Source organism: Bradyrhizobium xenonodulans, from assembly GCF_027594865.1.
GTDB lineage: Bacteria > Pseudomonadota > Alphaproteobacteria > Rhizobiales > Xanthobacteraceae > Bradyrhizobium > Bradyrhizobium xenonodulans.
The window spans coordinates 7,441,665-7,468,033 of record NZ_CP089391.1 but is presented as its reverse complement, the minus strand read 5'-3'; the positions used below and the strand labels follow the sequence as shown (position 1 = coordinate 7,468,033).

The window sequence follows — 26,369 nt, the reverse complement described above, 5'->3', positions numbered from 1 at the left end:
TGGTATCCGACGGCTCAACAATGGTATCGGCAGCAGGAGAAACCATGAATCTCGACGCAGCCCAACTTAGATCGAACATCGTGCAGGACTACGTACCTGCGGGGAACAGCAATCGACCTGGCACGAGAATGTCGCCGAGCTCCATCACGATCCACAACACGGACAACGACTCGCCGGGTGCGAACGCAGCGGCACATGCCCGCTACATGAAGGGTCCGGACGCTCAGATGCGCCAATAAGGTCCGCCTCGACGTAGGTACAGGTTTAACCGTCGGTCGGTTCGAGAGCCTCGATGTCGACGACGACGGACGCGTCGTCGTCCGGGACGACCAGTCGATCTCCGAAGATCTTGCGCATGTACGGTAGATCGTAGGTGCAATAGATCTTGTAGTCGTCGTCTCCACGAGCATGCGCGAGCCAGTTCATCGCCTGTTCATGCGGGTTCGGAAACTTGACGTCGTCTCCCGAGACCACGTAGACGTCCGCCGTCACGGTCGAAAAGAAGGCGGCATCCACGTTGTTCCTGCTGCCATGGTGCATCAGCTTGAGCAGATTGACGTGGATTTTGCCGTCGTCATCGAGCATGCCGCGGCGAGCGAGTCCCTCGATGATCCTGTCGCCTCGCGCATCTCCCGTCAGCAGGGCGGTTCGGCCGGCGAAGGTGGCCATGACGACGATACTGGAAAGGTTGTAGGGCGACCGATCGGAGTACGCTGCCGTGATGTCCTCACGGCGCTTTTGCTTCCATTGCGTCCGCAGCTTATCGAGTTCCTCCGCATTGGGCCCGATGACCTTCAAGGTAAGACCGGAGAAGGGGGCGTCGTCGACGCCGTCGCGCAGAACGACGAGCGGCTGATACGGATCGTTGCGGAGATGATCGATTCCGTGCCGCTGGGAGAATGCGTGGAGCATCTGTCCCTGAGGCACCGAAGAAAGCACCTTGCTGTACCATTTGTCCGTCGTCCCCGCCGGCGCGCCCGCCAACGAGGCGGTGACACTGTGTACCGCGGGAACGTCTTCGATGACGTGATCGAGCAGGTCTTCGAGACTGTTGTGCCAAAGAACCCCGATGTCGGCGGGAGGATCGCCGTTTTCGATGTCGTCCGCGAAATCCAGAATTCCTTGGACATGGTCGTCGTCGATGTGGCTGACCATCGTCAGGTCGAGCTTGAAGTTTTCCCTCCCGAGTTCCTGCGCCAATGCCTTCAACCTGGGCTTCAGCCAGGTCGCGTAGACCGTGTCGGGGCCTCCGTCGATCAGCGCGACTTTCCTGTCTTGCGGAGCATCGCTCTTGCCCCATTGCAGGATCAGGCAGTCGCCGTGCTTCGCCTTCAAGGCTTCCAGTCTGAACATCGTCTCCCCCTCAGATGGATTGCAGTGCCCGTAGGACGTCCAACAAGCCGTGACCCTGGAAATAGCGTTCGCGGCCGAGGTCGCTTGCCGTGTCGCAGAGAATGCGCTTGATGCGCGCGGGATTACCCTTCAGTTCCACGTTGCGAGCCATCAGCATGGCCGCAGCGCCGCTGACGTGGGGCGCGGCCATGCTCGTTCCGTCGAGACGCATGGCAGACCCTTCCAACGTGGGTGCGAATATCTTTTCGCCGGGGGCGACGAGATCAGGCTTGATCCGACCGTCCCCCGTCGGGCCTCGGCTGGAAAAGTAGCTGACGCCGTAGTTGTACGGCTCGATCCGATGCGTCGATCCGACGGTGATGACGCTTTCGGCGTTCCCCGGGTCGGTGATGCTGACGGGACAATACTGATCGAACGGTTCGCTGTTGGGTGCCGAGAACCGCCGGTAGCCGAGGTTTCCCGCGGCGGCAACGACAACCACCCCCGATGCGACGGTGTTCTCGGCCTCCTCGCAAATGGGTGTTTGCCCGCAAGCGTAGGTGGCAGCTTCGTGCAATAGCGAAAGGCTAAGATTGGCGCCGTGTATCCTCTGGCGATCCGCATTCGCGTTCAGATAGCGAAGAAACTGCAGGGCGGACATGATGATGAACTCGCTGCTGCGCCCCTCGTAGCCGGTGATCCGGATGTCGATCAGTCGGATTTGAGGGCACATCCCCTGCAGCCGTTCGTCGCCCCCTCTCGCCCAATCCGCGCCGAGTATGCCCGCAACGTGGGTCCCATGACCGTCCGTCGGTTTCGACGTCAAGTAGGTTTGGTCGTGCTGGATGCGCAGGAACGGCTTCAGCAGTTCCCAGTCGACGGCCCGCGATCGCTTGATGCGGGTCGCGATCTCCTTGAGATAACTCGACTCGTACCGGCTGTCCCGCAGTCTGTAGCGCTCCGGCAGTGCTTCCCGCCTACCGAGGAGAAGATCCTCCAGGTAGCCGAAATCGTACGTCTCGATCACGCGCGACTTCTTCAGCCTGTCGATCTCGGAGAGGCGGCCGATGTCCTCGGCTCTCTTCTGCGGTGCGAGCCCGCGCGCGTCGAAGTCCGCCTGATCGATGAAGGCCGGATGGGTCGCATCGATGCCGCTGTCGATGATCGCCCAGGTGACGGATTTGCAGTCCACCTCGAACAGGCGGTTCGCCGCATCCGCTTTCACCGTCTTGACGGAATGCGTCAGGGCGAAGCGGACTTCTCTATTCCGGTTGACGGCGTAGATCGGGCTGATGCTTCCCTGGTCTTTCCTTCTTCCCTTGACGGCGCGATCCGGTAGCCGACCTCCAAGCAGTAGATTCCAGCCCTTCAGAGCCAAGTCGGCGATCCTGTCGCGTCCACGTCGGGATCTGTCCTCGTCGCTGGATGAACGGATCTCCTCGACGGCGGCGAGCAGATCCGCCCTGATGTCCGACCGGGCAATGCCGTCGTTGGAGCTCTGAGCGATGATGCCGGCGATGCGGACGAATGCCAGCAGTTTGGGGAACGGGTACCCCTCCCGCTCCTGCCGAAGCTGATCGTCCCAGATCTGTCCCTTTCTCGGGAGAAGGCCGTCGAAGACCGGCTTGCTGGCTCCGGTAAAGTCCCGGCCGTCTGCGATGTCCGAATACCATCTGGTCAGAGGTATTACGCCTAGCACGAGGTCGACCAGATTGAGCCAGGACGAGACGACGGTCCGGTTGTAGACGGTCTGCGTGAACTCGAAGCGATCCTTGAGCTGCTCTTTCATACGTTGGGACACGAGAGCAGGCGTGCTGTCGAAATGAGGTTCCAGCAGCACGGCTATCCGATCGTCGGGGCCTTCCTTGAGCGCTTCCTCGAGATATTTCGTCCAGACGTCCGGGAGAACAGGACCGTCCTGAGTGAACCGGCGATGCGATCCCCCGCCATAGAGTATCGTTTCAACCAGATTGCGAATTTCGCTCATCGCGACGATGCCAATGTCCTGAATCCCGACGCCGCAGGCTCGCAACGGAGGCGAGCCGCGTCACCTAGGGAGGTCCCGGGGCGTACTTCTCGGGACCCATCATGCGCCTTCCGGAGGCGCCTTGGAGTTTCCAAAGCAAACGGGCCGAACTTGCGATACCGATGGGATATCGCCCGATAGTCACTCAATATCGGACGGATCGTCTGCGCGACCGCAGCATGAAGACAATAATCGAGAGACGGCCGAGCGCGAGCGACGTCGTCGCGAGGAAACCTATGGGTCGTGTACCGATACTGGCAAAACAAGTTTCGGCCTCGATCACAATGTGCATCCTGCTTGCGTTGCTGCTGCCACGAACCGAAGCTGAACAGAGTCGTCCTTGTATTCGGGTATAGCGGTCAAGTTCTAGCACTTGACGCGGCTTGCCCGGCCGGCTCGGCCTGGGTTGAGTGATTACGCGCTAGAATTCATCTAGTCGTGCGAGCTCGGCTGTCGTCAATGAAATGTCGACAGCCGAAATGCAGTCTTCGAGTTGACCGATCGTTTTTGGCCCCGGAATCACGTGAACATTGGACGCTCTGGACAAAAGCCAAGCCAGGGCCACGGCCGCGGGAGGTTTCTCACGGGTCTTGGCGATATCCCAAAGAACGTTGAGGCGATCTCGAAGTGCGACCAGCTTGGACGGTTCGAAGCGCCCATCGTTGCGGCGATAGTCCGTCGGATCGGATAGCGGATAGTTCTTGCCGCTCAGGATTCCGCGGCCCACGGGTGAATAGCATACGAAACGTTTCTCGCGTCCCAAACGCGTCAAGAGGCCGTTCTCGGACATGCGGTGGATGAGAGAATATTCGTTCTGCACGTACGCGATCTGCGCGATGATCTGCGCTCTCTCGAAGGCGATTTGATCAATCGCACACAGACCCAGGGCGCGGGCCTTACCATGCGAACGAGGTCGGACATGACGCCAACCACATCTTCCACCGGTGCAGCCGGATCCGGGCGGTGTTGGTACAGGACGTCGATGTGGTCACGGCGCAACCGTCGCAGTGAGCCTTCGACCGCCCGGCGGATGTTGGCCGGTGTGCTGTCCAGGCCCACCATCTTGCCGCGATCGAGACGATACCCAAATTTCGTGGCGATCGTGACGCCCGAGCTACTGGGGCCGAGCGCTTCCGCGAGCAGTTCTTCGTTCGCGTACGGCCCGTAAAGCTCGGCGGTGTCGAAATGGGTTATACCGAGATCGAGGGAACGATGGATCAGCGCGATTGCCGTTTCGCGGGATACGGCTCCATAGACGCCGGTGAGCGCCATGCAGCCGAGGCCGATGCGCTCCAACCTCATTCGGAGAAAGCGTTGCGCAGGATCCTCGAAGTCTCGTCGAGGGTGCGGACGAGTATGTCGTTGCGGTTGGCATAACTCATCGTCGATGCTGCTGGCGCGATCTTCGAGATCAGAGCGCGAATATTCTCGGCGGCCAGTTGTCGGAGCTCGTCGTCCGTGTCGCGGCCAGGACCGAGCGGAATGTTTCCGTCCAACTCGGTCGCGATAAGTATGTCGTAGTCCGGCGTGTGCGCCTCGACGATGCTCGAGAGCGCCTCGATACGACGAGGCGGAATTCGGCGCCCGGACAACTGCAATGCAGCGCGGAGATAACAGAGTGCGTCGCAGACCGGGCGATCGACAAGGATGACGTCGTTCTTGAGCGAAGCGGCCGCCTCCTGCCGCATGCACTCGGAGATCAGCCACAAAGTGCTCTCGAAGGTGTGATCTCTCAGGATCGGAAAGCCAGCTCTGATTGCTGCGCGCGGAAGATCGCCAATCGGCCGACTTTGAGATTCAAATCCACCAGCCGGGGCTCAAGCGCGTCGAGAAAGCTAGATTTTCCGGTCGAATGGGTGCCTGTGATGGCAATCTTAACGACGCGCCGGCTCATAAAAGCGAATCTTGCTTGGGGTCAAGAATGTCAGCCGCCGAATCGCCCTGTCTCTGCCTTCCATGGAGAGAGGCGAGAGAAGTTCGATGAAGATCAGGCCGGTCAATGTAGCGTCGTAAAGAGCCGAATGATGACCACGACCCGTTAACTCCGCGGCTTTGCCAGCGAGACCAAGCTCACGGCCGAAATTCTCCAGTCCATAAGACGCAAGGCCGGGCTTCAGGACTTCGCCAATTTCAGGGTATCGATTGCGGCAGACGGTCGCCAGTCCCCGAGAGACCTGGTGATGATTTCGAGCTTGATCCGGACATTGTGGCGCCCCGGTCGTGCACCTGAAAATTCAGCGAATGCTGTACGAAATAGCGCTGCTGCTCGGTGCTTCCAGCGACTTCGATCCGACGATCATTCACGTCCACGGTAGCTACATCGAGGCCCGCGAGTTCGGCGAGGTCTCTGATCGTGGTGATGTCGCCAGTACAGGATCGACTTTGTCCGCTTTGCGTTAGCTTTGAGTACTTTCATCGAGTCCTCCGCGATCGAGCTGGCTACGGGCTCGATCAGGTCGTCCTCGATGCCGGACCAGGTCACCAGAACAGTCGGTCGAATGTACCTCAATCGTTCCAGCCGCGCGACGTCTTCGGGGAGGACTTTCCATCGGGTGATCACGAGGATCGGATTGGCCAGGCATCTTCGGTCCAGCTCTTCGAGCGTCCCGAACAGATGATCCTTCACGCCTGGCAGGAACGGATCGGTCGCGCGGTTTAGTAACTGGAGAGGCGTCGTGTGCGGGCGAAAAGCTCAATGTCCCGCCAGTTGGTCTACCGCCTCGACATCGCCCATGACGAGGTGGGGTTGTTGCATCGCGAAATTGCGGAATAGGTGGCGAACGCAATAACCGCAATCCAACGGGCACCCGACAACATGATTCAGGCTCAGCCCGGATTTCCGAGCAGGAAATTCGATCCGGCAACCGAAAAACCATCTCCTGCCTTCTCGGCGAACTCGCGCTCCGGCAAGTTTCTGCGTGGTGCAATCGAGGCTGCGGGCCTGCCGGACACGGTTTCGATCTCTTTCGACAACGTCATTCCTCGCGCGCTGTTCGACAAACAGGGGCGCGAACGTTACCCGACCTGCGCCGAACTCGTCGAAGAGTTGGAGCATCATGCGCTGTGGAAGTTCGGATGTGGTGATAGGGCTGAGTTCGGTGGTCGGGGAAGCCTTGGAGCGGACGTGGGAACGCCAGGTTGGCCGCCGGGGTCGAGTCGGGGCCCAAAGTGATCCGACTGGAACATCCCTCGTTCATAATGCGGCGGCCATTACCGGAGCGAACCGACTACGTGCGAAGACTCGGCGACTGCATCGAAAGCGCGGTTCTTCGCGTGTCGATAGCGTGAGGCGATGGTCGCGCAAGCCTCCGCAGCCCCTCTTTAGAATCGCACGGTTGGTGGCTGCGTCCGAGCCTACATGAAGAAGCGGAATTGGTACGGGGCCGAGCCGAGGCCGCTCATCCGCTTCACGACGCGGGCCAATACCTTCGCATACCCCATGGTCACCGGAAGAGGATCGTACAGCGCGTCGTTGTTCCAATTCATTTTCGCCAGCGCGAGTGCTGAGCGCGCGGTCTGATCCCATGGACCATGACCGGCGTGCCGCACAAGCCGAATAGGACGCGGCGTGCTTCGGCTTCCTTGGAAATACGCGCCCCTGCCGATGCCGACGACGTCTCCGTGCATCCAAAGAAGGGATTCCCGATCTCCCAAGGGAAGCAGGGTGCCGCGCGAGACGGGATAGCGAGCGACTTCGCCTTTGGAGCCGCCCTGTCGACTTCGCTCGACGCGCACGCCTCTCCAGCCGACATCCTCGACGACCTGGACGAGATCGACCGTTTCGCAAAGATGGAGCGCTTCCATGCAACCATCGATTTCTTGCGGCTGGAACTCGGTCGTCTTGTGGACCGTGACAGAACGCGGCGTCCGTCCGGAATGTCGTCGCCGATAGAGGTCCATTGAGCGCGTCATGACGCGGAACATCTCGCTCCTTGAAAGAAACGGATTGTCCCGGTGCACCTCGACCTCGTGCGCGTCGTATGCGACGAACTCGAGGCCGGCGCCCTCGGCGTCGAAAACCTGGCTACAGCAGGTCACGAAACGCGGCTTATCGGAGTCGCTCGGGCGAACTGCGTACGAAATTCCGATGTACGCGGCTTCCGGGTCGGCCTCCGCGAGCTTCCAAGGTACGCCGCCGGCCTTGGTGTACAACGCCAGGCCGATGCGCCACATGACGCTGGCGCGATCGGGGTAGGCAAGCGCGCGGTCTTCGCGGACGAGCTGAATGGGGATCCGCCGCGCCGCTGTCGCGGCCTTCAGATGGTCGTGAAGGTCGAAATCGTCGCCTTTCGTGCCGACGAATCCCGACTTCCAGCTCAGCGGGACGTAGATGAAGATGATATCGAACTCTTCGCGCCGCATCTCGAGCGTCTGGATGGCGCGCAGGAGTCGATCGGCGAGGATGACGTGAGGAGTGGGCGAATCCTTCATCTCTCCCGCGAGCCTGGCGTCCAATTCGATGTGGCAGCCCTTGGCGGCTCCCCGCATCTCGAGATTGAACGTGGCGCGGAAGCCCTGCCACTTCGGCAAATAGTCCTTCCGTTCGGTCGGCTCGAACTCTTGCGCGAGTTCCTTCATGAAGGCGTACAACCGGTGTCCTTCGCCCGCTGGAGCGATCGTCGCGATGCGGATCGGATCCGGGACGAGCCCCGAGGAGTAGGGGCCGAAGCGAAGCAGGCCGCGCAAGGGGTGGATTTCGACGTCCGAAGCGCGGTCCGGATGAAAGGTGAGCCTGGCTTCCGGAAACCAGAGGTGGGGGGAGATCTCGCTTGTCATCAACGGGCTCTCCTCGAGAATGCAGTCGTGCTGCCAAGCCGAAAGCCGGCGTCCACGCCGGAAGTTACGCCGAGGGCATGGATTTCGTCGTTTCCGGTCGAAAACAGGTCCGACCAGAACGAGAGGATGTCGTTCAACTTTGGGTTATAGCGCCTGATGGTCCGCTCGCGCGCAAAGTCCGTTGCCGCCATCCTGTTATCGTCGTTGATGCCTTCGAAAACCGTCCGTGGTTCGATCAGCAGCCAAAGCCGATTGTCGGCCCAATCCAATCTGACGGAAACGCCTTCGCGCCACTCGAGTTCTTCATGTTTGGCGACCGAACCTGCCAGCGAACCTGTCAGGCGGCGCAATTTCGTCCACTTGTCGTCAGACGCCGTCTCCGGGGTCAACAAATCGGCGCTTCTGCGACGCACGGTCCAAAGGTCGTGTTTGCGGGCGAGCGCTCGCGTCAGCGCTTCACGGATCAGTCCGCGCTCCTGACTTTCGTAGCGCAATCGCCTTATGTCGATCGGATGCAGATCGATGTCTTCGATCATGTAGCCTTGGAGGGCCGCGCGCGCGTCGGCATCGCTACCGAAAGCGAGAACGCCTGCCTTCGAGCGAGTAGCGACCATCGCGACATCCGCGGCCTCGACCGCGTTTCTGACCTCCGCGACGCCTCCGATCGAGCAGACGATCCTGCGACAGACTGTTGGAGCCGTCACTTCGAGGGCGTTGAGCCGGACCACGGGAAAGTTGCGGTTGTCGCCCGGCCGCGGCGCCGGAGACAGCACCCGACGCTCGGCGGCCATACTATCCAGCACTTCCGTATCCAGATCGGCAACCAATCTGACCAGATCGCGAAGCGCCTCGTCGAAATTCTCGATCGAAACGAGGCCGCCATCGACGCTCTTGCTCGCCGCTCGAGCCAACAGCTTCTCGACCCGGGGAAGGGGAGGCCCCTCGCCGCGATGAAGCCAGAAAATGCCGGCTGGAAAAGCTACTTCGTCGTCCAGGGCACCCTCAAGCGCGTCGATGATCGAGTCGTCACGGCCACTATAACCGGCGACGATTAGACCCCAGCGACCGCAGGCGCCGATGAAGGCAGCTCGCAGTCTCGCATCCTGTTCGCGAAGCTCATCCGTCGTGTTCTTCAGTCGCCGGGAACGAAAGTCGCCGTGCAGTTTGATTTCCGCCGGCCACCGGCCCTCGTCCATGACTTCTCGCCCGAGACCTGCGGATTCGATAGCCACGGTCGTGAGATGTCCTGTCCCTCCGTAGACCTTCGCGCACCCGTCCGCGACGAGCGGATCGAAGTTCGTTGTCCAGACCAGCCGCGTCCGGTTGCAGCGCATCAACGTCGCGAGTGCGATATGGCCGTAAGAAGGTTTGGCGCCGCGAATCTTGGAATCTAGGTAAGTTCGGCGATCGGCTTCGTTTGCGTAGGCGGCCTCGAAAAAGGATGCATATTCTTCGGGCGTGCCTGGAGCCGGAAAGCTTCCAAGTCCGTCGATGAAGGACTGAATATTGCGCTGTACGGCCGGATTAGCGAGATCGGCGACCATTTTGGGAGAGACGCGACGCTGGCTAACGTAGAGCTGCTGCTTGAATTCCCATATCATGTCCCAAGCTGTCGGAATGCCAGCAGCCGCAGACGTTCCCGCGCCGAGCAGCCACATTAAATTCGGGCCGCGAAGTGAGAAGCGGCGCGCGAAATCATCTGCAGTGACGATCTGGTAGCCCGAATCGCTCGGCATCTTTTTGATCTTAAGGTGAACGGGCTCAGCTATGAAATGGCGCGAGCGCTGCTACTTCGGCACATCTCCGGAAGTCTGCAGTTCGCCGATCTTGACGGTGAGACCGGTGTAGAACTCGTTCTTCCAGTTGAGGGTACGGAGTGTCGTTCCATTGGTGTATCGAAAATCGAGCGCGATGCGGCCGTCAGGCGTTAGCTTGTATTTCATTCCGCCTTGGAAGTAGTTGACTTCGTTGTGGCTGGGATGGAGCACGTCGTAGAGATAATAGTAGCGAAGATAGAAGGAGAAGGGCTTCAGGAAGCCCTTATCGAACCAAACGTTGCCGCTCATCTTGGTACCGGCCCAGAGATAGTCGCGGTTCTTGAGTTGATCGAATGTTCCGGCGTTCTCGACGCGATAATAGTCGGAGGCGAGCGTCGGGAAGAAGCTGACCCACATTCCAAGCGCTTCGTTCGCCCGGAAACTCGATCCGATGAACCAATCGGGGGCCCAAGGTTGCCACATCGATTCCAGCCCGTAGATACGGGCCTGTTGATCGTAGTCGGTGGTGTAGGTCGCGTTGGTGCGAAGATATTGCATGGGTATCGGACCGCCGCCCTGGATTTCGGCTTCGAAACCGGCCATTGCGGATATCGACCCGGTCATCGTGCCCTTCGAAAGCGTCGTGTCGAACTCTATCCCGGGCGCGAAATTGAAGTAGGTCATTCGCGCTTTGTTGGGATCGCCCGTGTAGTTCAGATTCGTGTTGCCGTGCACGGCCATCAACACGGCACCCTTTCCGACGAATGTATCGAATTTGTTCGCGAGATTGCGCGTGTAGGTGAACGAAGCGCCGTTGTCCGACAGATCGCCGTCGAGAGTGATGTAGGCGATGGGCGCGTAGGATTCGCGAATCAGGAATTCGGTCTTGATGTCGTTGTCCTTCTTGATATCTATCGCTTTCGGCGTTGCTGCCGCGTTCGCGGACCTGACATCCACCGGGAGAGCTGCGGGGGCGCGGGGCGATGCGGGTTTTTTCTTCAGCCTGGCGAGCGCGGCCTCGACAGGTCCCTTCAGCTCGGCGCGCTCCTTAGGACTGAGCTCGGAATAGCCACGCAGGAGATCCTGAAGATCCTGCTGGCTGAGTTCCTTCGCCCAAGACGGTTGCGCTATGGCGCCGAGCACCGCCGTGAGAATGAATCCCCATATACCGATGCTTTTGCCCGTCATCTTGAGCCCCGTGATTCGCATGACCGGTCAGAAGGGAGATGCGGCAGCCGGCGACCGGCGTCCGGGATTGTGTCCGTCGACTACGGCGGCGACATCGTTCACGGTCATTTCCGGGCTGTCGATTTCGCTCGGATGTAGCCATGGAGTCAGAACCATGTTCCGTTCATTGTAGTAGTAGAGGTTCACCATCTGAGCCAACCCGCGGCAATCGATGCGGGTGAAATTCCAGGCTTTGAGCTTGTCCGTATCTTTGATCTCCGCGGGATTGACGTGTTTGACGCGCGCCATCACGAGCTTCACGTCCGCCTTGATGGCGGGCAGGGGATAGCGAGCCGCAGCGGCACGCGCCGGACCGCTTGAGACGATGCTGGCCAGGCTATTGGTGAGTTCTCCGATGGTGTCTCCATCCAGGCCCTTGGGACGACCGGCAAGTGGAATGCCGTCGAGGCGCGCGTGAAGAACGACCGACGAATTGAGAACCTTTCTGAGGTCTCCGCTCAGTCCGAGGCTGTCGAGCTTGGTCTTGTCGGTCAGCGGCCCCGTCGATGACGTCAGCCGTGCGACCGCGGCCGTTACCGCCTTGCGCGCCGCCCGCTTCGAGTTTTTCGCCATGGTCATCCCCCTGTTCGACGCGCTTCGTCATCATCCGGCCGAAGGCTCTCACATGGGCGGGTTGATCCCGTTTCTCGCAGAGCGGCCGCGGCTGGCCACCGGTGGACCTTAGGATCGGACCCAGCGCGGAATAACTAGGGACATTCCTAGTGAAGGCCCACGGGGGAGCCCGGGACTTCGGCATCTCGCGAGAACTCCTCGTGCTCTCGGGTGCGCAGCCTCGGAAGCCGATCCCTGGGAGCAGCCAGACTGGCCGAGGCAGGTCCGGTTGGACCCGGCGATTGGCGACCTCACGGCGGTGTCGTCGGAGGAAGCAGGATTTGAGCCGCGTCTCAGTCAAAAATGAAGCTGGGGTCTGCGGTCGCCGAAATTCCGCCTCTGCCCCCCTTTCCGCCGATGTCCGTTCGTTTGCGGTTTCCCCGCAAGTTCTCTCGCACGGTCAGGCCGCGGGTAACCCACGGAGAAATCGATCCAGGTCGTTTTCCGGGATCAGAGTTCGCACTCCGCTTTTTCTTGACACTCGGCCCCATACCAAGCGCGACAGTCGCCGGCGAGGTCCTCGAAGCGTTACGTGGTTCCTCGAGCGCCCGTGGATGGAAGCTGCGTTGGACGACGTCGCGGCGGCTTGGCGACGTGGGCGCAATTGGTGGGGAATAGGACCGGAGGGCGCTTCGCGCATTGGAACGATTGCCCGGTTCGCAGCGGAAATCGTCGCCGAGCGTCATCTCGGGTCCGATTATCGCTCGCTCTCAGTGGATATCGCCAAGGACAGCAAATTTCTTGATGATCATGAGGCCGCGCTCGTCCGTTTCCTATCCTTCGCCAGGGACATGCCGTCAGGGCATCCCAGGGCGGTGCTCTCGGCTTTAGGCCTCGACCGGATCGCGATGCCGTTCCACGTATCGGGACCGATAACCATCGGTGGGCTGTCGATCCCACGAGCGTGCCTTACCTTGGCGTTCCGCACGGGATCATCGATCAGGTCGACCTGTCTCGGTGGCTTCGCTGTGTCCTTCTGGGCGAGAATTTCGCATCCTTCCACAGGCATGCGATCGAGGCCAACGGCGCCAAGGACGACCTGGTGATCTACACCGGCGGCCAGCCGTCCTTGTCTTGGCAGACATCGATGCTGGCGATGCGGCGCAAGCTGCCTCCGGGACTGCCGTTTCTCCATTGGTCCGACATCGATTGGGACGGGCTCGAGATATTCAGGAAAATGGAAGGCCTGCTGGGCACCGTGACACCTCATCTGATGTCGATCGAGCTGGCGGAAGAGTTCGGAGTTTCCGTCGTCGGCTCGTCGTCTCGAGGTAACCAATTTCGTGGTAGTGCGATCGAGCAGCTGGCGGATTACCTTGGGCGATCCGACGCAAAGCACCTGGAGCAGGAGGCGCTCGTGAGCCGAAGGGTTTCGGGCGGGCCATCCCAGATCGTGGCAGTCAGTTTCTCTCCAAGCGCGTCATCGACCTCCCTATCCGCCGGTCGTTCTCCTGTGAAGCTGGTCGTCGGCGTAGGTTTCACGCATTTCGTCGAGCATGTCGCCGGGAATGGTGGTCTTGACCAGGCCCGGTCCGACGGCTCTCCGCCACCGCGCGATGCGAAGGCCGGAATATCGTGCGCCCCTAGGCAAGTCCCTAGTGCGCCTTCGCTCGCGGATATCGCAATCTGGTGTCCGCCAAGCGGAGGGATCGAGCAATGAAACGAACGGCCGGCCGGAACGTCTTCGTCACCGATCTCGCGAAGGTACTGAAGAAGATGGATGGCGCTGCCTTCGCCGATCGACTCGGCAAGGCAGGAATGAAGGGCGTCTGGATACGCGCCGGTCGCGGCCCGGACCGGGACGCCAATCTGACCAACCCGAAACTCGTGTCGCTGCGAACCGAGCTACGAAAGGTCGGCGTGGAGCTATGGGGATGGCACGTTCCATTTTGTGCTGACCAGCCCGCCGCGTCCGACGAGGCGTCGAAGGTGTTGAAATGGGCGGACGACGCGGACTTGGCCGGCATGGCGGTCGACGCGGAGCGTACGCCGGAAAGCCCGCGCTTCAGGGGGACCAATAGAGAAGCGGTCACCTATCTGAAGGCTCTCACGAAGGGGTTGGACGCCAGCGGTCGCGGTGTCGCCTTCTCGAGCCATGATCAGCCGCCCTTGCATTCGAACATGCCTTTCGGGCCGTTCCTCGACTACATCGAAGACGTCTGTCCTCAGGTCTACTACACCTCGGCGAAACCTCAGATCCGGTTGCGCAAGTCGATCGACGGCTACAAGGCGCTGATCCCGGCGGCCGACTTCGCGTCGCGCTACAAGCCGACGGGCAACATCACGATGACCGAGGACGTCGCGATGCCGGATGTTGCGACCTGCCTGGCCGCGACGTCGAAATTCCTCGATCTCGTGAGCGACGGCGGCTTCGGTTCATGCAGCTTCTGGTGCGCGGACAACGCGCCTGACGAGATATGGAAGCTTTTCGCGCACACGCCTCTGGCCGCTCCGCAGGCCGCCCTCGCGGCCAAGCCCGCTTCGACCAGATCCATACCCGCTTTCGCAGAAGGAAAACCCATGAACCTGGATGCCGCGCAACTTCAGCTGAACATCGTGCAGGACTACGTTCCCGAGGGCAACAGTAACCGGCCGGGTACCCGGATGTCAGCAACGTCGATCACGATCCACAACACCGACAACTCGAGCCGCGGAGCCAATGCCGCGGCCCACGCGCGGTACATGAAGGGGCCGGACGCCCAGAAGCGGCAGGTCTCCTGGCACTTCACCGTCGACGACAAATACGTATATCAGAGCATCCCCACGAACGAGATGGCGTGGCACACCGCCACCAGGCAGGGGAACGAGACCAGCATCGGCATTGAGATCTGCATGCACTCCGACATGGCGGACGTGGATGCATGCTACGACAGGGCGGCGCTCCTGACGGCCTGGCTTGCCTATCGGCTCGGGATGCACGTTCCGAGCAACGTGTATCAGCATCACGACTGGTCCGGTAAGAACTGTCCGAGGGTGCTGCGTGCGAAGAAGAACGGCTGGACAGACTTTCTCGCGAGCGTTCAGAACCACTTCAGGAATCTCGGTCCCGTCGATGCGCCAATGATCGCGCTTCCCAAAGGCGACCATCACCATGGCGGCCCCGCGGCCCAAGCCTAGTGTACGCGGGGTCCGATCGTGCCGATGCCCCACGGCGTTTACGTCGATGGCGATCGCGTATGCGCGACACGGCCACACGTGTCGCGTGTCCGTTGCCGAGTACGCTTATTGTTCCGGAGGCTGCTCGAGAATGATCCGTGAACGGGCGCCGGCGATTCGCAATCAGTCGATCTTGAAAAGCTCCGCTACCGAAACGTCGAAGGCGTCAGCCAGGCTGTCGACGACCGAAAGAGTGGGATTGGCTCGCGTGGTCTCGATGAGTGAGACGGACTGCTGCTCGATGCCGGCTTAGGCCGCCAGTTCCTTCCGACTCCAGCCTTTCGCATTCCGAAGTCGGCGAACCTTCGTTCCCAGCAGCGTCGCCGCTACCTGGTCGCTTTTCGGAAAGCGCTTCTCGAACTCCGATCGTGCCATAGCGCGATCATATCCAACCTTGGACCGGGCGCGAAGGGGGATCGCCGCTTTCAGTTTGAGGCGGGCTACCGGCAGCCAATCGAACCTGCCGGTCAGACATGCGGAATCCGGACAAACTCCTAGGGACGTTCCCAGTACGTCGAATCAAGACGAACTGCTTTGGTGAGACGGGAAGCGCGGAGGCCCGCATGATTGAAGCTTTCTCTCTTTCGACCGCCCATTTGTTCCAAGATGCGATGGCCTCGCAGGCGAGGCTGCGATACCGGGTTTTCGTTGAGCGTTGCGGACTGCCGCACCTGCATCACGACGATCTCGAATTCGACGAGTTCGATACGCCTGCCGCGCTCTACTTCGTCTGGCGCGATCACGACCGCGTAGTGCGAGGGTTGATACGGCTCCTGCGGACGGATCGGCCGTACATGCTCAAGGCCTATTGGCCCGAGTTAGTCCGAGGCGCGTTGCCGGCGTCGGCCGGCATCTGCGAGATGACGCGGGTATGTGTTGACAGAGCAGTGCCCGCAATGGCGCGTCGCTTTATCCTGCCGGAACTGCTTTGCGCGGTTGCCGATCATGTCGAGAACTCGGGCGGCGAAGGCGTCGTCGGCGTCACGCGAGCCCATCTCCTCACGCACTACGTCCGGAACGGCGTCGAATGGCTCGGCGAGCCGGCTACCGTCGAGGGCGAGACCGAGCGCGCCTTCTTCGTTCCGCACACGTGTCTTCGTCCCGAACACCATTGTGCGAAGTATGGAATCGGTGACGCGACGATGCGGACCGGATCCGTATTGGAGAGGGCCGCGTGATGGTCGACGATCCGGCAACCGGAGAAACGATCGAGGTCGTCGCGGAACGGATGGCGGACGCCATTCTCTACCTTAGCGACGTCGCGAGAGACTCGGGGCTGGAGACGATCTCTAACGATCTGATGTCGATCCGCGGGAAGCTGAAGGACCGTCCGGATCGCCGATCGTCCGATGTCGCGTACGCGGCCGTGGCCGGACAGAAGAAGGCATCCAGATGAACACTCGTGCCACTTTCGCGGACAAGGCCCGGCGCGGACTGGAGGCCGATCTGGGAGGTGTCGTCAGGCTGCCGTTCGAAGGCTATCGTGGCGCGGGCATCGGAGAACTGGAACGCTTCGCCGACATGGCATCCGACCCATCCGGCGGGATCGATCCCGTCGCCGCGATCATCGTCGAGACGGTCCAGGGAGAAGGCGGCCTCAACGTCGCTTCCGAACCGCGGCTGCAAAAGCTCAGCCAGGTTGCGAGCGGGCTGGGGGCGCTTCTGATCGTCGACGAGATCCAGGCCGGATGCTGTGGCACCGGGAGGTTCTTCGGTTTCGAGCGGAGCGGCATCGTCCCCGATCTCATCTGCTTGTCTAAATCCATTAGCGGCGCGGGCCTGCCGATGTCGCTCCTGCTGGTGGCGCCCCAATTCGACACTTGGCGTCCCGGTGAGCACAACGGAACGTTCCGCGGCAACAGTCTGGCGTTCGTCGCTGCCGCCCAAGCAGTGGACGAGTATTGCGAGCCCGACTTCGTCGCCGGCATATCGGCACGGGCGGTCCAGCTTGAAATGGCTGCGCGACGCGGCCTTGAGATATCCGCACGCGATCGTCGGACCGCGCGGCATCGGCATGATGGCGGGATTGGAATTTCGGGATCCGGATTCCGCCCAGACGGTCGCACTTTGCGCACGGGAAAGCCGTCTGCTTCTCGAAACCTGCGGCCCGGACGACCGGGTCATCAAGATTCTCGCGCCGTTGAACATCGACATGGATCTGTTCGCCGAAGGGCTCGAACGATTGGGGCGCGCGATCGGGTTGGCGTGTGCGCCAGTCGCCGCCGACGAAGCTGCCTGACGGCCCTGTCGGCTACAGCGAAATGATGCCGCTCTGGATCCCCTTGACCACTGCCGTGATCCTGTTGCTGACGCCGAGCTTCCGGATCGTGTTCGACAGGTGGAATTCGACGGTCTTCTCCGAGATGGAGAGGATCTCGCCGATCTCCCAATTGGTCTTTCCCTCCTTGCACCACCGAAGGCATTCGGTTTCCTTGGCGGTGAGGTCCTGACCGGGAAGGCGTCGCTCGTCGTTGATCTCGCTCAGCCGTAGCCTGTACTGGAACGTCAGGCCGTACATGATGGCAAGCCGGTCGGGGCGCGCGTGCTTTTCCTCCCGCAGGCTGAGGCTGATCAGATCCACGTCCGTCCCGGGACCGTGGAGCGGGATTGTTATTCCGGAATGCACGCCCAGATCGTGGCATTCCGCCAGGAATCGGCTTTGCCTCGGAGAAAGCTTGGTCTTCTCGCAGGCTTCGGCCCAAGCGAACGGACGGCGCGCCGAATTGACGAAGTGCACGACGGGGTCGATCTGGTCCCACCCGTTCTCGATGTAGCTGTCGGCGTATCCGGTCGGAAACTTCAGCCACGGAACCTCGACGACGCGACGGTCCCGCGTCTTGGCGAACACGGCGTTCTGGTAACCTTCGTCTTCGACAGCCTTGAGAAAGAGATCGCGAAGGGAATGGGCCGAAACCGCCGAGCCCGACGATGCAATGAAATCCTCGATACGCGCAATCATGCAGCCCCCCCGCTGCCAGAGTTCAATCCGACGAATTCCCCCAAATATCTATTGAACTCGGAGGCATGCACCCAATGCGGAGCATGCCCCCCGTCCACAATTAGAGGATTTTGCAACCATAAGTTCCGGTAGGTCAAGCGATGCAGATAGGGAATGTTGACGAACGGATCGTTTTTCCCCTGTACGATCGCAAGCGGCTTCGGGCAATTCCACACTGCGGCGACTTCGTCCTGCCCGATGCCGGCGAGCCCGTTCGCCAGCATCAGCCGCCGGGCATCGCCGTGTGTGCGTCGGATGCAGCGCGCCAACCGGGACGACGGGTCCATCTCCGATCCCAGCATCGCGGTGCCGTATGCGAGGACGTCGTCCTCGGTGAAGTCCGCCTTTCCGGCGAGCTCCATCGTCGGCGTGAGCAGAAAACCTTCCGCGGCTCCGGCCGGGCTGAGATGCACCGGGGGCGTGCCGGTGATGAGGAGAGACCGGACCGCCCGCCTTGTCGCCCACATCTCGATGCCGATATGCCCGCCGAGCGACCAGCCCACGACATGGAAGGCGCCGATGCCGAGAACCTGCATGAGATCGTTCAATGCATCGGCATACCCGGGGAAGCTGTACGTCCGTTCCGGAGCGGATGCGTCGGCGGAGTTGCCGTGTCCCGGGAGGTCGACTGCGACGACGTCGTAGCCCAGCGCGGCAAGGAATCCGATCTGATGTCCGAAAATCTCCTTGCAGGACGAGTTGCCGTGAATGAGAAGCACGGCATCCCGATGCCCACCGGTTCGGATGAAGGCTAGGTCGCCGGAGGCCGTTCGCAGCGTACGCTCGGGCCAAGAGGTTGGCGCATCGCAACTTGCCATCGCATGCTCGAATCGATTGAACCTGAGGAAGCATTTTCGGCAGCAATCGACGTTCGTCCGCTGGGGAAGTCCCCAGTTGATCGGGGTGGCGCCGCTCGGCTTTCGCACTGAATGCGTATAGAATAGGTGGGTGACCGCGCAAACCGGGTCGCGTGCTGCCACGAAGGTCTGGAGCGTGGCTCTATCTGGTCGCCTTCGCGGACGTTGAATCGCAGCAAGGACTATCAAGCCCGCGTAGCAGTCTTCGGTATCCTTTCATCATCGAAAGTCGCCTGAACCTGACGTCATGCCGACGATCTCAGCGGTTTGGGCCTGTCCAGCGAGAGACGATCAACTCGAATGCAAGCAGATGGTAGAACAATGATTCAACATCGCTGCCGCCTTGGCGGTCGTGCGACGCAAGCCACTGTCAATGACGTCGATGCTCCGCGCTCCGCCTGCTCTCGTTTGAATCAATAGCACGCGCAGGATGCAGTTTTTCGGCGTCTTCGTGCCGGTCTCCGCTGGCATTCGTATCAAAATTGCGATGCAAAACATTGATCCGGACCATGGGGTAATGCCAGATGCCGAGCCGGCACTCTCTCGTGCGGTCGGCACGCTTATTGGCAGCAATGACGAGGTCGTTGCAGCCTTGAATTCCATGCCGCCCCTAACCGTTTCGGCTGGCATGAGCTGGGTTTGCGCCACATCGGCTGCTGCGACGCGCGCCGGCGGATGTGCGATTTGATTAATCTACGATTGCACCGAGTTCGAACCTAAGGGCGTTGGGTTGCCCGTTCGATCCTTCGCTTTACTGGGGGAGAAAGCAGGCAAACGGTACAGGTTGGCTTGCGAGGTTGAAACAACCGTTGGTAAATGACCGCCGGCTTGCTTACACGGCGGTGAAAACATATGGCTCGATCCTGCATCATTGCTCTTGGTGCCATAGCCCTCATAACATTGCTTCCATCTTCGGGGCCGAGAGCGCAGCAGCAAATTCGGCCGGCGCAAGTTGACGGCCAGAACCCGGCCGTACCGCAATCGACATCCCCTGAGCCGCGACCGGACCCTTCGACTCAAAAGTTCACGGCGCCTTCGACGGACGCTAGCTCTCCTGCGAGCGTTCAGACCAGGCCGAGCGATCCTCAGAAGCAATGTGTGAAACCGGGTGAGTTCATCATAGAGCTGCGATCGGGTCGAAATCCGGTGGGCGCGCCTATCGTGTTGGCCACGAATTTGTTGCCAACGAACCAGCGCGTCGACGTCGGCGTGCGTGCACCGTTCGTCGATGGCGTCCGTTATTTCGCTGGCATCGACTACGGGGACGAAACCTATCTTTTCAAACGGCAGGATGTGGTCACGCACCGTGCGACGGACTCGGATTCACTGGTGAAGAAGCATTTGCTGGATCCCGACCAGACCATCGTCACGTTGAACATGGGTGACGATCTGGCTTGGTTCTGGAGCAGGGTCGATCTCTATCTTTACACCTGCAACAGCCCGGTCGGTCAGTCTCCTTGGCGCGTCTCGTCCGTAAGTGTCCGCCTTAGTCCCTATTGGTTCAGCATTGGTGCCGCCCTTGTCGGCGTACTGGTTCTCTACCTCTGGATAGCGTTCGCGCTCCGCAAGAAGGATCACACCTTTGGATCCTTCCTGCGCGCGTTGAACCCCGCCCAGGTCTCGGCGGGGTCGGACGGAAAGGGAAGCTTGTCGACGTTCCAAACACTGGCCTTCTCCCTGGCTGTTGCCGCTCTGATCTCGCTGCTGCTGCTTCAGACGGGAACGTTGGTCGATCTCTCCGGATCGATCCTGACGCTCCTGGGTATCAGCGGCATCGGCGCCACGATCGCCAAGGGAACGGATAGCCAACGCAACACGCTGTCGGCGGACAACCGGGCATGGCTGCTTCGACGTAACTGGCTTCCGATGGCCAAGACGATCGTCGAACCGTCAAACGCGAGCTGGCGTGACTTTTTCTCCACGGACGGCGTCTTCGACGTATATCGCTACCAGAGCTTCATTTTCGGGCTGGTCGTGATCGGAGGCTTGATCGCGGCAGGCGTGAATCAGCTTTCCACATTCGTTGTCCAGACACGATCCTGGGAATCGTAGGACTTAGCCAAGTCGTCTACATCGGCGGCAAGCTGGTGACACCAACCAACATCTCCGATCTTAATGCCGCAATCGCGGGGCTGCGTTCCGATGAACAAAAACTGAAGGCGGCCGCCGCGGCGGCCAAGCAGGGCCAGGTGGCGAGCCTGGCGGAAGCGATCCCTCTCATCGGACAAAGTACCTACGACGCGTACCGTCAGAAGGCCAGGGACGTCGCGGCAATCTTCACGGACGCGACCGGCATTGTCGTTGCCGACGCATCGCTCGAGCCTGTCGTGATGTAATAAGGGAGACGGACATGGCTAAAAATATCCTGGTGTTCGCAGACGGCACAGGTAACGAGGGCGGTCTCCTGCCGGACGAGAGCCGGACGAATGTCTACAAGCTCTATCGGGCAACGCGGACTGGGCCAGAATCAATTATTGACCCGAAGAAGCAGCTGGCTCTCTACGTCCCCGGCATTGGCACGCCAATGCCCAGACACGACAATGGTTGGGACCGGATAAAAGAGGCGGTCCAACAGATGTTTGGGTTCGGCATCACGAAGAAAATAATCGATTGCTACGTTGCGATCATCGGCGTCTGGGAACCGGAAGACCGCATCTACCTGTTCGGTTTCAGCCGTGGTGCCTACACGGCCAGGTGTCTTGCGCACGTGCTCGAGCTGTGCGGCATTCCGACAAAGGAGCGCAATGGCGAGCCGATCAGCCTCGATCCGACGTCGTTGAGAAAGGTCGCCAAAGAGGCCGTCTCTTGCATCTATTGGCTTGGCATGCCCAGGGACGCCGCACAGGCGGAAAAAAGAGCGGAGCAGTTTTGCGATGGGTACCATTCGCAGGTCGGGCGAGCCGCAGGGGCTTCCGCCTACTTCATCGGGATTTGGGATGCCGTCGCTGCAATCGGCTGGCAACGTTTCTTCCCTGACTGGGCTTACGATCGCCATTTCCCGTCAGACATCCAATATGCGCGTCATCTGCAATCAATCGATGAAGGCCGAAAGGATTTCAAGCGGGTACCCTGGGGAGGGAGCGGGACGGTCAAATGGCCGGATAGGAAGGGCGAACCGGAGCAATTCGACCAGATCTGGTTCGCCGGCAATCATTCGGACGTCGGCGGAAGCTATCCCGAGAACGAATCCCGTCTCTCGGATATCACGCTGGCCTGGATGGTGGAATTCATCACAGAGAAGATTCCGGATGCAGGCCGCGTCATGGTCGACATGGACCTGCTAAGACTATATCCGTCAGCCGACGGTATGATGCATGACGAGTGCATGGTGGGTATGGGCGGCACGGCGTTCAAGTGGGCAAAGGCGGTTCGAGAGGTGCCCGACACGGCGCAACTTCATTCCACCGTCTACGAGCGGCTGGCGATGAAGTCGGTGCGCAACTTCACGAGCTTCGCACCCTACAGACCTGTCGCGTTGCAGAACCATCTCAAAGCGAAAACGTATTACGAAGCCACAGGCAGCAGAGGCGACGACACGGCCGCATCCAGGCCCGGGGATGCGCCAGGTTCTCCGGAGAGTGGTGCTATTTCGACTTGATTGGACCGCACCGCTGCCCCCCATTCCGATGGCAATCGGTTACGTACGATGGTCGGCTTGGAGGCCTTCTTCACTCCGAAGAGCCACAAAGGCATTGCGGAGTTTCTGAAGGAGGTCGCTGTCACGGAGCGGCAGGCAAGGCTCGCCAGGACGCGCGCATCCCGACCGACTGCGTTCCGGGGGCTTGCAGCAACGCGACCGCCCCCGGCCGGACTCGTCCCGGTCAATCGGCTGATTGAGCAACTTAAGAAGTCAGCGGATGTAGCAGGTGTGCATGAAGCGCCGAGTTCACCCAATACGCAGGTTTTCTGCGGACATCTTGCCCGAGCTGCCTGTCTTGAGTTCGAAGCTGATCCGGGCCCCTTCAGCGAGCCCGGTGTAGCCGGCCTTCTCGACCGCCCTGACGTGCACGAATACGTCCGATCCGCCATCATCGGGCTTGATAAAACCGTAGCCCTTCGTCGCGTTGAACCACTTTACAATACCAGTCGCCACTACAATATCTCCAAATCAAACGACCGCGATCTACCTATTCTTTCCAGAAGGATCAAGACCATACTCGATTGCCCGCGCGCCATCTGCCGCCGCACAAATAAAGTGCCAATCGCTTGGCAGAAGGGTTAGGCCGACCGACCTTCGCGCTCCATCGGCTGCCTGCGGCGGCAATGCCTGCGACGACCATTGCGACGTTGCGGCGCCGGGGAAAGCACTGGAAGCTTACTTGCAACAAGCTTCTCACTCTCTTCTTCGCGCGCTCGCTCCTGAGTGGCCAGTATGGCCGCCTGTTCCAGCGAATCAAGAAAGGCCCGGCCCTCTTCCATAATGATCCAATGGCCGGATTCCCGCGCAACCAGCTTCTGTCTGAAAATATCGAGGTCTGGCACCCGCTCTGCCAATCGCTTCATACGAGCCGTCCATTCCGGACCACTGGTGTAGAACACCGCTAGGTAATCCTTCAGGACAGCAAGACTGGCTCGGCCCTCCGGTTGGCCGGCGAGAATCTTAAGGACCGAGAGCTGAAAACTCACATTCGTCAACCAAACGCCGCAACACGAACGCCGCATATATAGTCATGGCACCTGCCGACCTGCGCCTGGCTTCAAAACAAAACCCGAAAAGTCATTCTAATCCACGGATCGTCCGGCAGTTTGGACGCAAGTTAAGACTGTCCTTTCGAATCTGGGGAGATGCCTTTCAACGCTATTCCCGGGCCGTTGCGGCAGGACATGCGGGCTCTCAAACATCCAAGGTGACTGTTCCTGGACGGCCAGTGTTTTGCAGAACGGAGGCTGCACGTCTCAAAGAGACGCAGGCCAAAATTCGCGAGAGCGAGCTTCCAAGGTCGTGACGTTGCAAGAAGACCCAAAATTACCATACGCGCGTGAAGATATCCGCGCCCTTCAACTTGGCAGGCTTGCCGTTCTTATCAACGTAGAACAGCGTCCATGACGATGGCATTTGAGACCCGTTAGTTTTTCCAACCCATCGGGTGAAGGAATTGCACTGGGCAAAAGTAACAACAAAATACAAGCCGGTTGGACTAACAGCTCCCGATGCAGGATAAGGGATGCCCTGGCACGCAAATCCTTGAGCATGGTTTGTGAAAGTCCCTTGTATTGTCCCGCTATTGGCGGACCAAATAAACAGTTCTGAACCCCGTTCATTCTTCCAGTATGAGGGAGCAGGAAGCCCCTGGGCCATGGCCTCGGCGGAAAGAAAGAAGAACTGAGCGAACAGCAAAAGCCCCAGTAATCTCTTCATATTGATGCCCCCAAAACAGTCCGGTCAAAGTTCGCAACCTAGATCAGGCAGTTTGGTACATCTCCAGGCTCCGTTCGCTGCTCTTATTTCGCGTTCGGCAATGAAATGCAGCACTTATGGGCGAAATCGCGCTGAATCGCGGCGAAGTCTGAGAGCGTCAAGCCCGCGCCGCCTGCAATCCCCGCATCGGCTCGCCCGGGCGGCCGAGCGCCGAGCCGATGCTCGGCTATTTTGATGTGAGGCCGACTGCGCGGATCCAGGGGAGTTCGCGCCTATGGCCCAACTTCAAGACACCGTTGCCGCCCGGCGGGCGAAGCCATCGCCGAAGCGCGTCCTGCCTATTATCGAGCGGCTACAGCGCTTGTTTCCGTGAAACCCGGACAGGCAATCGCTATACACGCCTACCTACCCGGTTCACGAAGCCCATGAACTCGCGCGGGACAGTCAGTTCGGCGTTTACTTCCCGTGATGCATCTCACTCTATCAGCAGCAAGCGATTCCTGCGGCTCATGACAGGCATCCGGGGGCATCCGCCTGCGCTGCGCTCCGGCGGAAACGGGCTCTAGGCGCTTCGCGCCCCGAGCCGCCTCCGGCGTCTCGGCCCTTCGGGTGACGATCGCCGTGCCCGTGCCATCGCGCATTTCTCTTTGGAGGGGATCTGCTGGCACTCAAGGTGGCGTTTGCGCTCCGCGTGATCGGGTACGCGGAGATCGCACGCGGTTCGCCTCGCGGCCCAATGCGGACGCTGCGACGAACTTCTATCGCGCTTGGATCGCCAGCTGTTTGATGGATTTCGATCAACGCGGAACGGGATTGCAACCAGCGGCTTCGCTATCACTGAAGCTTGCGATTTCGATCTTCGGAAGAACTGAAGACGAGAAGGGGAGGGCGAACGACAGGCACGGAATTACGTGCGGGGCCGATAAATATCCAAGCGTCCAGTCCCGCTCCTTATTGAACCCGATTGATTGCTGCCGACAGCTGCGAGACTGCCCGTCTTGGAGCTCGGGAGTGCTGTGCGCGTCTGCCCGGGCGTGCTGCTGCCCCAATCGTCTATCGCTTGGCTCGCAAACGGCAAGGCTGAAGAGCTGGAGGACGTCGGAAATGCGTATTGAGCTTACGATAAATAAGAGATCCTGCACTGTCGACGTGCCGCCCGAGACGCCACTGCTGTGGGTCCTTCGCGATGTGATTGGTCTGACGGGTACGAAATACGGGTGCGGAATTGCCCAGTGCGGTGCCTGCACGGTGCATATCGGCAGTGACGCGGTTCGGTCGTGCATTACGGCCGTAGGTGACGTTGCCAAACCAGTCACCACAATCGAAGGCTTGGATGCGGACGGCAATCATCCCGTTCAGGTCGTCCTGAAGTCAGATCATTTTCTGCTCGCTCAACCTTAGACGCATCCAGCGGCTCCCTTGCCTTCCGCTCTCTGAAACAGTCCGGCTCGTGAAATGCGTTCGTCTTCCCATAGTAGACGCACTGCAATATTAGTGAACGCGACTCGCGCCGGACTGACGCTTATATTCCGCGTTTCGATGGCTTTTTCGGACGAATTTCATCATTGCTCGTAGAATGATAGCGCCGCTGCAGCGATTAACAAATATATCCATGCACTCGCCCCGTTGGCTCGGTGGTGAAGTAAGTGGAGGTAAGGTGCGCGGGCTTCGCGCCGAAGCCGCTCGCCTCGCGAAGCTTGGCTAGATTGCACGGAGAAATTGAGTTGCAGAAACGTGGGTCCGCGAACTGCGGCGCATGAGAAACACGAATGGATGGCACCTCATCGTCGCAAGCGTTTACGCCTACGGCGTCGAGATCAATCCACGAGCTGTTGCAACTATCCAGCGGTTGCCCCAACGCACGATAGAATCGATTCGCCCGATGCCGGGGATCACGTCCCCCCGTGCTGCCATTCGAATCCCATCGGGCCCTTCGAGCACCGCCGTTCCGCCGCGAACGTCAAGGACTGCCCACCCCCCAATAGTTGTTGGTCTTGTCTCCGGGACCGACAGGAGCGGCCCCGCAGGCTCGAGCGAGCCGGTCACAGACATGTCCGCCTCCAAAACCGAAGAAGCTGGATTCGAAGCTTCCGCCGATTGCGCCCCACCCGACGCTTTGGCCAGAGGCTTCGGAGCAAGGCTCGCGCTGACTGTGGAGGGCTGACCTAAACCGGGCGGTGTTCGCGAGCTTGCTGCTGATGCTATCTTTCGGGCGCTTTCGGCCTTACCGCCTGACTTTGTGTCCGGCATGCGGCGCGAAGCCGGTTCT

The 26,369-nt window shown here is 60.2% G+C and carries 24 protein-coding genes and 3 pseudogenes; 12 read left to right on the top strand and 15 right to left on the bottom strand.

Annotated features, from left to right (window positions below; all coding sequences use genetic code 11):
* Positions 1–264: 264 nt before the first annotated feature.
* The 5 genes and pseudogenes from I3J27_RS35245 to I3J27_RS35225 form a co-directional block, all read right to left on the bottom strand.
* Complete coding sequence (locus I3J27_RS35245) at positions 265–1,335, bottom strand: ComEC/Rec2 family competence protein (protein WP_270163417.1); 1,071 nt, start codon at positions 1,333–1,335, stop codon at positions 265–267.
* Between the two features lie 28 nt (positions 1,336–1,363).
* Positions 1,364–3,319, bottom strand: coding sequence for a S8 family serine peptidase (locus I3J27_RS35240; RefSeq protein WP_270163416.1), 1,956 nt, complete (start codon positions 3,317–3,319; stop codon positions 1,364–1,366).
* A gap of 460 nt (positions 3,320–3,779) precedes the next feature.
* Positions 3,780–4,630: pseudogene (locus tag I3J27_RS35235) on the bottom strand (aldo/keto reductase).
* Between the two features lie 26 nt (positions 4,631–4,656).
* Positions 4,657–5,067, bottom strand: a complete 411-nt coding sequence (locus I3J27_RS35230; protein ID WP_270163415.1) for a hypothetical protein — start codon at positions 5,065–5,067, stop codon at positions 4,657–4,659.
* A 23-nt stretch (positions 5,068–5,090) separates the two neighbouring features.
* Complete coding sequence (locus I3J27_RS35225) at positions 5,091–5,252, bottom strand: hypothetical protein (RefSeq protein ID WP_270163414.1); 162 nt, start codon at positions 5,250–5,252, stop codon at positions 5,091–5,093.
* A gap of 326 nt (positions 5,253–5,578) precedes the next feature.
* On the opposite strand from I3J27_RS35225, the gene I3J27_RS35220 reads away from it, so the two are divergent.
* Positions 5,579–5,758, top strand: coding sequence for a hypothetical protein (locus I3J27_RS35220; protein WP_270163413.1), 180 nt, complete (start codon positions 5,579–5,581; stop codon positions 5,756–5,758).
* Between the two features lie 415 nt (positions 5,759–6,173).
* Positions 6,174–6,530 carry a hypothetical protein gene (locus tag I3J27_RS35215; RefSeq protein WP_270163412.1) on the top strand — a complete coding sequence of 119 codons (357 nt, stop codon included), beginning with the start codon at positions 6,174–6,176 and terminating at the stop codon, positions 6,528–6,530.
* A gap of 182 nt (positions 6,531–6,712) precedes the next feature.
* On the opposite strand, the gene I3J27_RS35210 is transcribed toward I3J27_RS35215, so the two are convergent.
* Genes I3J27_RS35210 through I3J27_RS35195 form a run of 4 tightly spaced genes read right to left on the bottom strand, consistent with a single transcriptional unit; the run spans position 6,713 to position 11,697 of the window.
* Positions 6,713–8,134: an argonaute/piwi family protein gene (locus I3J27_RS35210; protein ID WP_270163411.1), complete on the bottom strand. Its 1,422-nt coding sequence runs from the start codon at positions 8,132–8,134 to the stop codon at positions 6,713–6,715.
* Positions 8,134–9,870, bottom strand: a complete 1,737-nt coding sequence (locus I3J27_RS35205) for an SIR2 family protein (protein ID WP_270163410.1) — start codon at positions 9,868–9,870, stop codon at positions 8,134–8,136. Before I3J27_RS35205 ends, I3J27_RS35210 begins: the two co-directional genes overlap by 1 nt.
* Positions 9,871–9,921: 51 nt before the next feature.
* Positions 9,922–11,079, bottom strand: coding sequence for a hypothetical protein (locus I3J27_RS35200; RefSeq protein WP_270163409.1), 1,158 nt, complete (start codon positions 11,077–11,079; stop codon positions 9,922–9,924).
* Positions 11,080–11,106: 27 nt separating this feature from the next.
* Positions 11,107–11,697 (bottom strand): hypothetical protein, encoded by a 591-nt coding sequence (locus I3J27_RS35195; protein ID WP_270163408.1) that lies wholly within the window; start codon positions 11,695–11,697, stop codon positions 11,107–11,109.
* Between the two features lie 937 nt (positions 11,698–12,634).
* Between I3J27_RS35195 and I3J27_RS35190 the strand changes: the two are divergent.
* Positions 12,635–13,036: pseudogene (locus I3J27_RS35190) on the top strand (Wadjet anti-phage system protein JetD domain-containing protein); the annotation flags it as partial.
* Positions 13,037–13,386: 350 nt separating this feature from the next.
* On the top strand, positions 13,387–14,847 hold the full coding sequence (locus tag I3J27_RS35185) for a peptidoglycan recognition protein family protein (protein WP_270163407.1): 1,461 nt from the start codon (positions 13,387–13,389) through the stop codon (positions 14,845–14,847).
* A gap of 162 nt (positions 14,848–15,009) precedes the next feature.
* Here the strand turns inward: I3J27_RS35185 and I3J27_RS39305 are convergent, their stop codons facing one another.
* Complete coding sequence (locus tag I3J27_RS39305; RefSeq protein ID WP_370691998.1) at positions 15,010–15,105, bottom strand: hypothetical protein; 96 nt, start codon at positions 15,103–15,105, stop codon at positions 15,010–15,012.
* A 344-nt stretch (positions 15,106–15,449) separates the two neighbouring features.
* On the opposite strand from I3J27_RS39305, the gene I3J27_RS35180 reads away from it, so the two are divergent.
* Genes I3J27_RS35180 through I3J27_RS35170 form a run of 3 tightly spaced genes read left to right on the top strand, consistent with a single transcriptional unit; the run spans position 15,450 to position 17,151 of the window.
* Positions 15,450–16,064 (top strand): acyl-homoserine-lactone synthase, encoded by a 615-nt coding sequence (locus I3J27_RS35180; RefSeq protein WP_270163406.1) that lies wholly within the window; start codon positions 15,450–15,452, stop codon positions 16,062–16,064.
* Positions 16,061–16,282 (top strand): hypothetical protein, encoded by a 222-nt coding sequence (locus I3J27_RS35175; protein ID WP_270163405.1) that lies wholly within the window; start codon positions 16,061–16,063, stop codon positions 16,280–16,282. Before I3J27_RS35180 ends, I3J27_RS35175 begins: the two co-directional genes overlap by 4 nt.
* Entirely contained in the window at positions 16,279–17,151 is an 873-nt protein-coding gene (locus I3J27_RS35170) for an aminotransferase class III-fold pyridoxal phosphate-dependent enzyme (protein ID WP_270163404.1), read from the top strand. Before I3J27_RS35175 ends, I3J27_RS35170 begins: the two co-directional genes overlap by 4 nt.
* Here I3J27_RS35170 and I3J27_RS35165 read toward each other — a convergent pair.
* Both I3J27_RS35165 and I3J27_RS35160 read right to left on the bottom strand, forming a co-directional pair.
* The gene (locus I3J27_RS35165) at positions 17,138–17,845 is read right to left on the bottom strand and encodes a helix-turn-helix transcriptional regulator (RefSeq protein ID WP_270163403.1); all 708 of its coding nucleotides are present in this window, start codon (positions 17,843–17,845) and stop codon (positions 17,138–17,140) included. The genes I3J27_RS35170 and I3J27_RS35165 overlap by 14 nt on opposite strands.
* On the bottom strand, positions 17,842–18,603 hold the full coding sequence (locus I3J27_RS35160) for an alpha/beta fold hydrolase (RefSeq protein WP_270163402.1): 762 nt from the start codon (positions 18,601–18,603) through the stop codon (positions 17,842–17,844). The genes I3J27_RS35165 and I3J27_RS35160 overlap by 4 nt, the downstream gene beginning before the upstream one ends.
* 568 nt (positions 18,604–19,171) lie before the next feature.
* Between I3J27_RS35160 and I3J27_RS35155 the strand changes: the two genes are divergently transcribed.
* From I3J27_RS35155 to I3J27_RS35140, 4 genes are all read left to right on the top strand, one after another.
* Positions 19,172–19,429, top strand: coding sequence for a hypothetical protein (locus tag I3J27_RS35155; RefSeq protein WP_270163401.1), 258 nt, complete (start codon positions 19,172–19,174; stop codon positions 19,427–19,429).
* 410 nt (positions 19,430–19,839) lie between these two features.
* A complete protein-coding gene (locus I3J27_RS35150) occupies positions 19,840–20,793 on the top strand; it encodes a hypothetical protein (RefSeq protein ID WP_270163400.1) in 954 nt (317 codons plus the stop codon).
* A gap of 35 nt (positions 20,794–20,828) precedes the next feature.
* Positions 20,829–21,077: a hypothetical protein gene (locus tag I3J27_RS35145; RefSeq protein ID WP_270163399.1), complete on the top strand. Its 249-nt coding sequence runs from the start codon at positions 20,829–20,831 to the stop codon at positions 21,075–21,077.
* A gap of 14 nt (positions 21,078–21,091) precedes the next feature.
* Positions 21,092–22,339 carry a phospholipase effector Tle1 domain-containing protein gene (locus I3J27_RS35140; protein ID WP_270163398.1) on the top strand — a complete coding sequence of 416 codons (1,248 nt, stop codon included), beginning with the start codon at positions 21,092–21,094 and terminating at the stop codon, positions 22,337–22,339.
* Positions 22,340–22,627: 288 nt separating this feature from the next.
* Here I3J27_RS35140 and I3J27_RS35135 read toward each other — a convergent pair whose 3' ends face one another.
* The 3 genes from I3J27_RS35135 to I3J27_RS35125 form a co-directional block, all read right to left on the bottom strand.
* Positions 22,628–22,834 (bottom strand): cold-shock protein, encoded by a 207-nt coding sequence (locus I3J27_RS35135; RefSeq protein WP_270163397.1) that lies wholly within the window; start codon positions 22,832–22,834, stop codon positions 22,628–22,630.
* Between the two features lie 125 nt (positions 22,835–22,959).
* Positions 22,960–23,367, bottom strand: coding sequence for a hypothetical protein (locus tag I3J27_RS35130; RefSeq protein ID WP_270163396.1), 408 nt, complete (start codon positions 23,365–23,367; stop codon positions 22,960–22,962).
* A 340-nt stretch (positions 23,368–23,707) separates the two neighbouring features.
* A complete protein-coding gene (locus I3J27_RS35125; protein WP_270163395.1) occupies positions 23,708–24,100 on the bottom strand; it encodes an avidin/streptavidin family protein in 393 nt (130 codons plus the stop codon).
* 1,104 nt (positions 24,101–25,204) lie between these two features.
* On the opposite strand from I3J27_RS35125, the pseudogene I3J27_RS35120 reads away from it, so the two are divergent.
* Positions 25,205–25,459, top strand: a pseudogene (locus I3J27_RS35120) ((2Fe-2S)-binding protein); the annotation flags it as partial.
* Positions 25,460–26,369: the final 910 nt, after the last annotated feature.

Coding starts and splice junctions, on each gene's coding strand:
- I3J27_RS35240 (WP_270163416.1), bottom strand. CDS start 3,319: ATGAGCGAAATTCGCAATCTGGTTGAAACGATACTCTATGGCGGGGGA.
- I3J27_RS35225 (WP_270163414.1), bottom strand. CDS start 5,252: ATGAGCCGGCGCGTCGTTAAGATTGCCATCACAGGCACCCATTCGACC.
- I3J27_RS35215 (WP_270163412.1), top strand. CDS start 6,174: ATGATTCAGGCTCAGCCCGGATTTCCGAGCAGGAAATTCGATCCGGCA.
- I3J27_RS35210 (WP_270163411.1), bottom strand. CDS start 8,134: ATGACAAGCGAGATCTCCCCCCACCTCTGGTTTCCGGAAGCCAGGCTC.
- I3J27_RS35205 (WP_270163410.1), bottom strand. CDS start 9,870: ATGCCGAGCGATTCGGGCTACCAGATCGTCACTGCAGATGATTTCGCG.
- I3J27_RS35200 (WP_270163409.1), bottom strand. CDS start 11,079: ATGACGGGCAAAAGCATCGGTATATGGGGATTCATTCTCACGGCGGTG.
- I3J27_RS35195 (WP_270163408.1), bottom strand. CDS start 11,697: ATGACCATGGCGAAAAACTCGAAGCGGGCGGCGCGCAAGGCGGTAACG.
- I3J27_RS35185 (WP_270163407.1), top strand. CDS start 13,387: ATGAAACGAACGGCCGGCCGGAACGTCTTCGTCACCGATCTCGCGAAG.
- I3J27_RS35180 (WP_270163406.1), top strand. CDS start 15,450: ATGATTGAAGCTTTCTCTCTTTCGACCGCCCATTTGTTCCAAGATGCG.
- I3J27_RS35170 (WP_270163404.1), top strand. CDS start 16,279: ATGAACACTCGTGCCACTTTCGCGGACAAGGCCCGGCGCGGACTGGAG.
- I3J27_RS35165 (WP_270163403.1), bottom strand. CDS start 17,845: ATGATTGCGCGTATCGAGGATTTCATTGCATCGTCGGGCTCGGCGGTT.
- I3J27_RS35155 (WP_270163401.1), top strand. CDS start 19,172: ATGCAGTTTTTCGGCGTCTTCGTGCCGGTCTCCGCTGGCATTCGTATC.
- I3J27_RS35140 (WP_270163398.1), top strand. CDS start 21,092: ATGGCTAAAAATATCCTGGTGTTCGCAGACGGCACAGGTAACGAGGGC.
- I3J27_RS35125 (WP_270163395.1), bottom strand. CDS start 24,100: ATGAAGAGATTACTGGGGCTTTTGCTGTTCGCTCAGTTCTTCTTTCTT.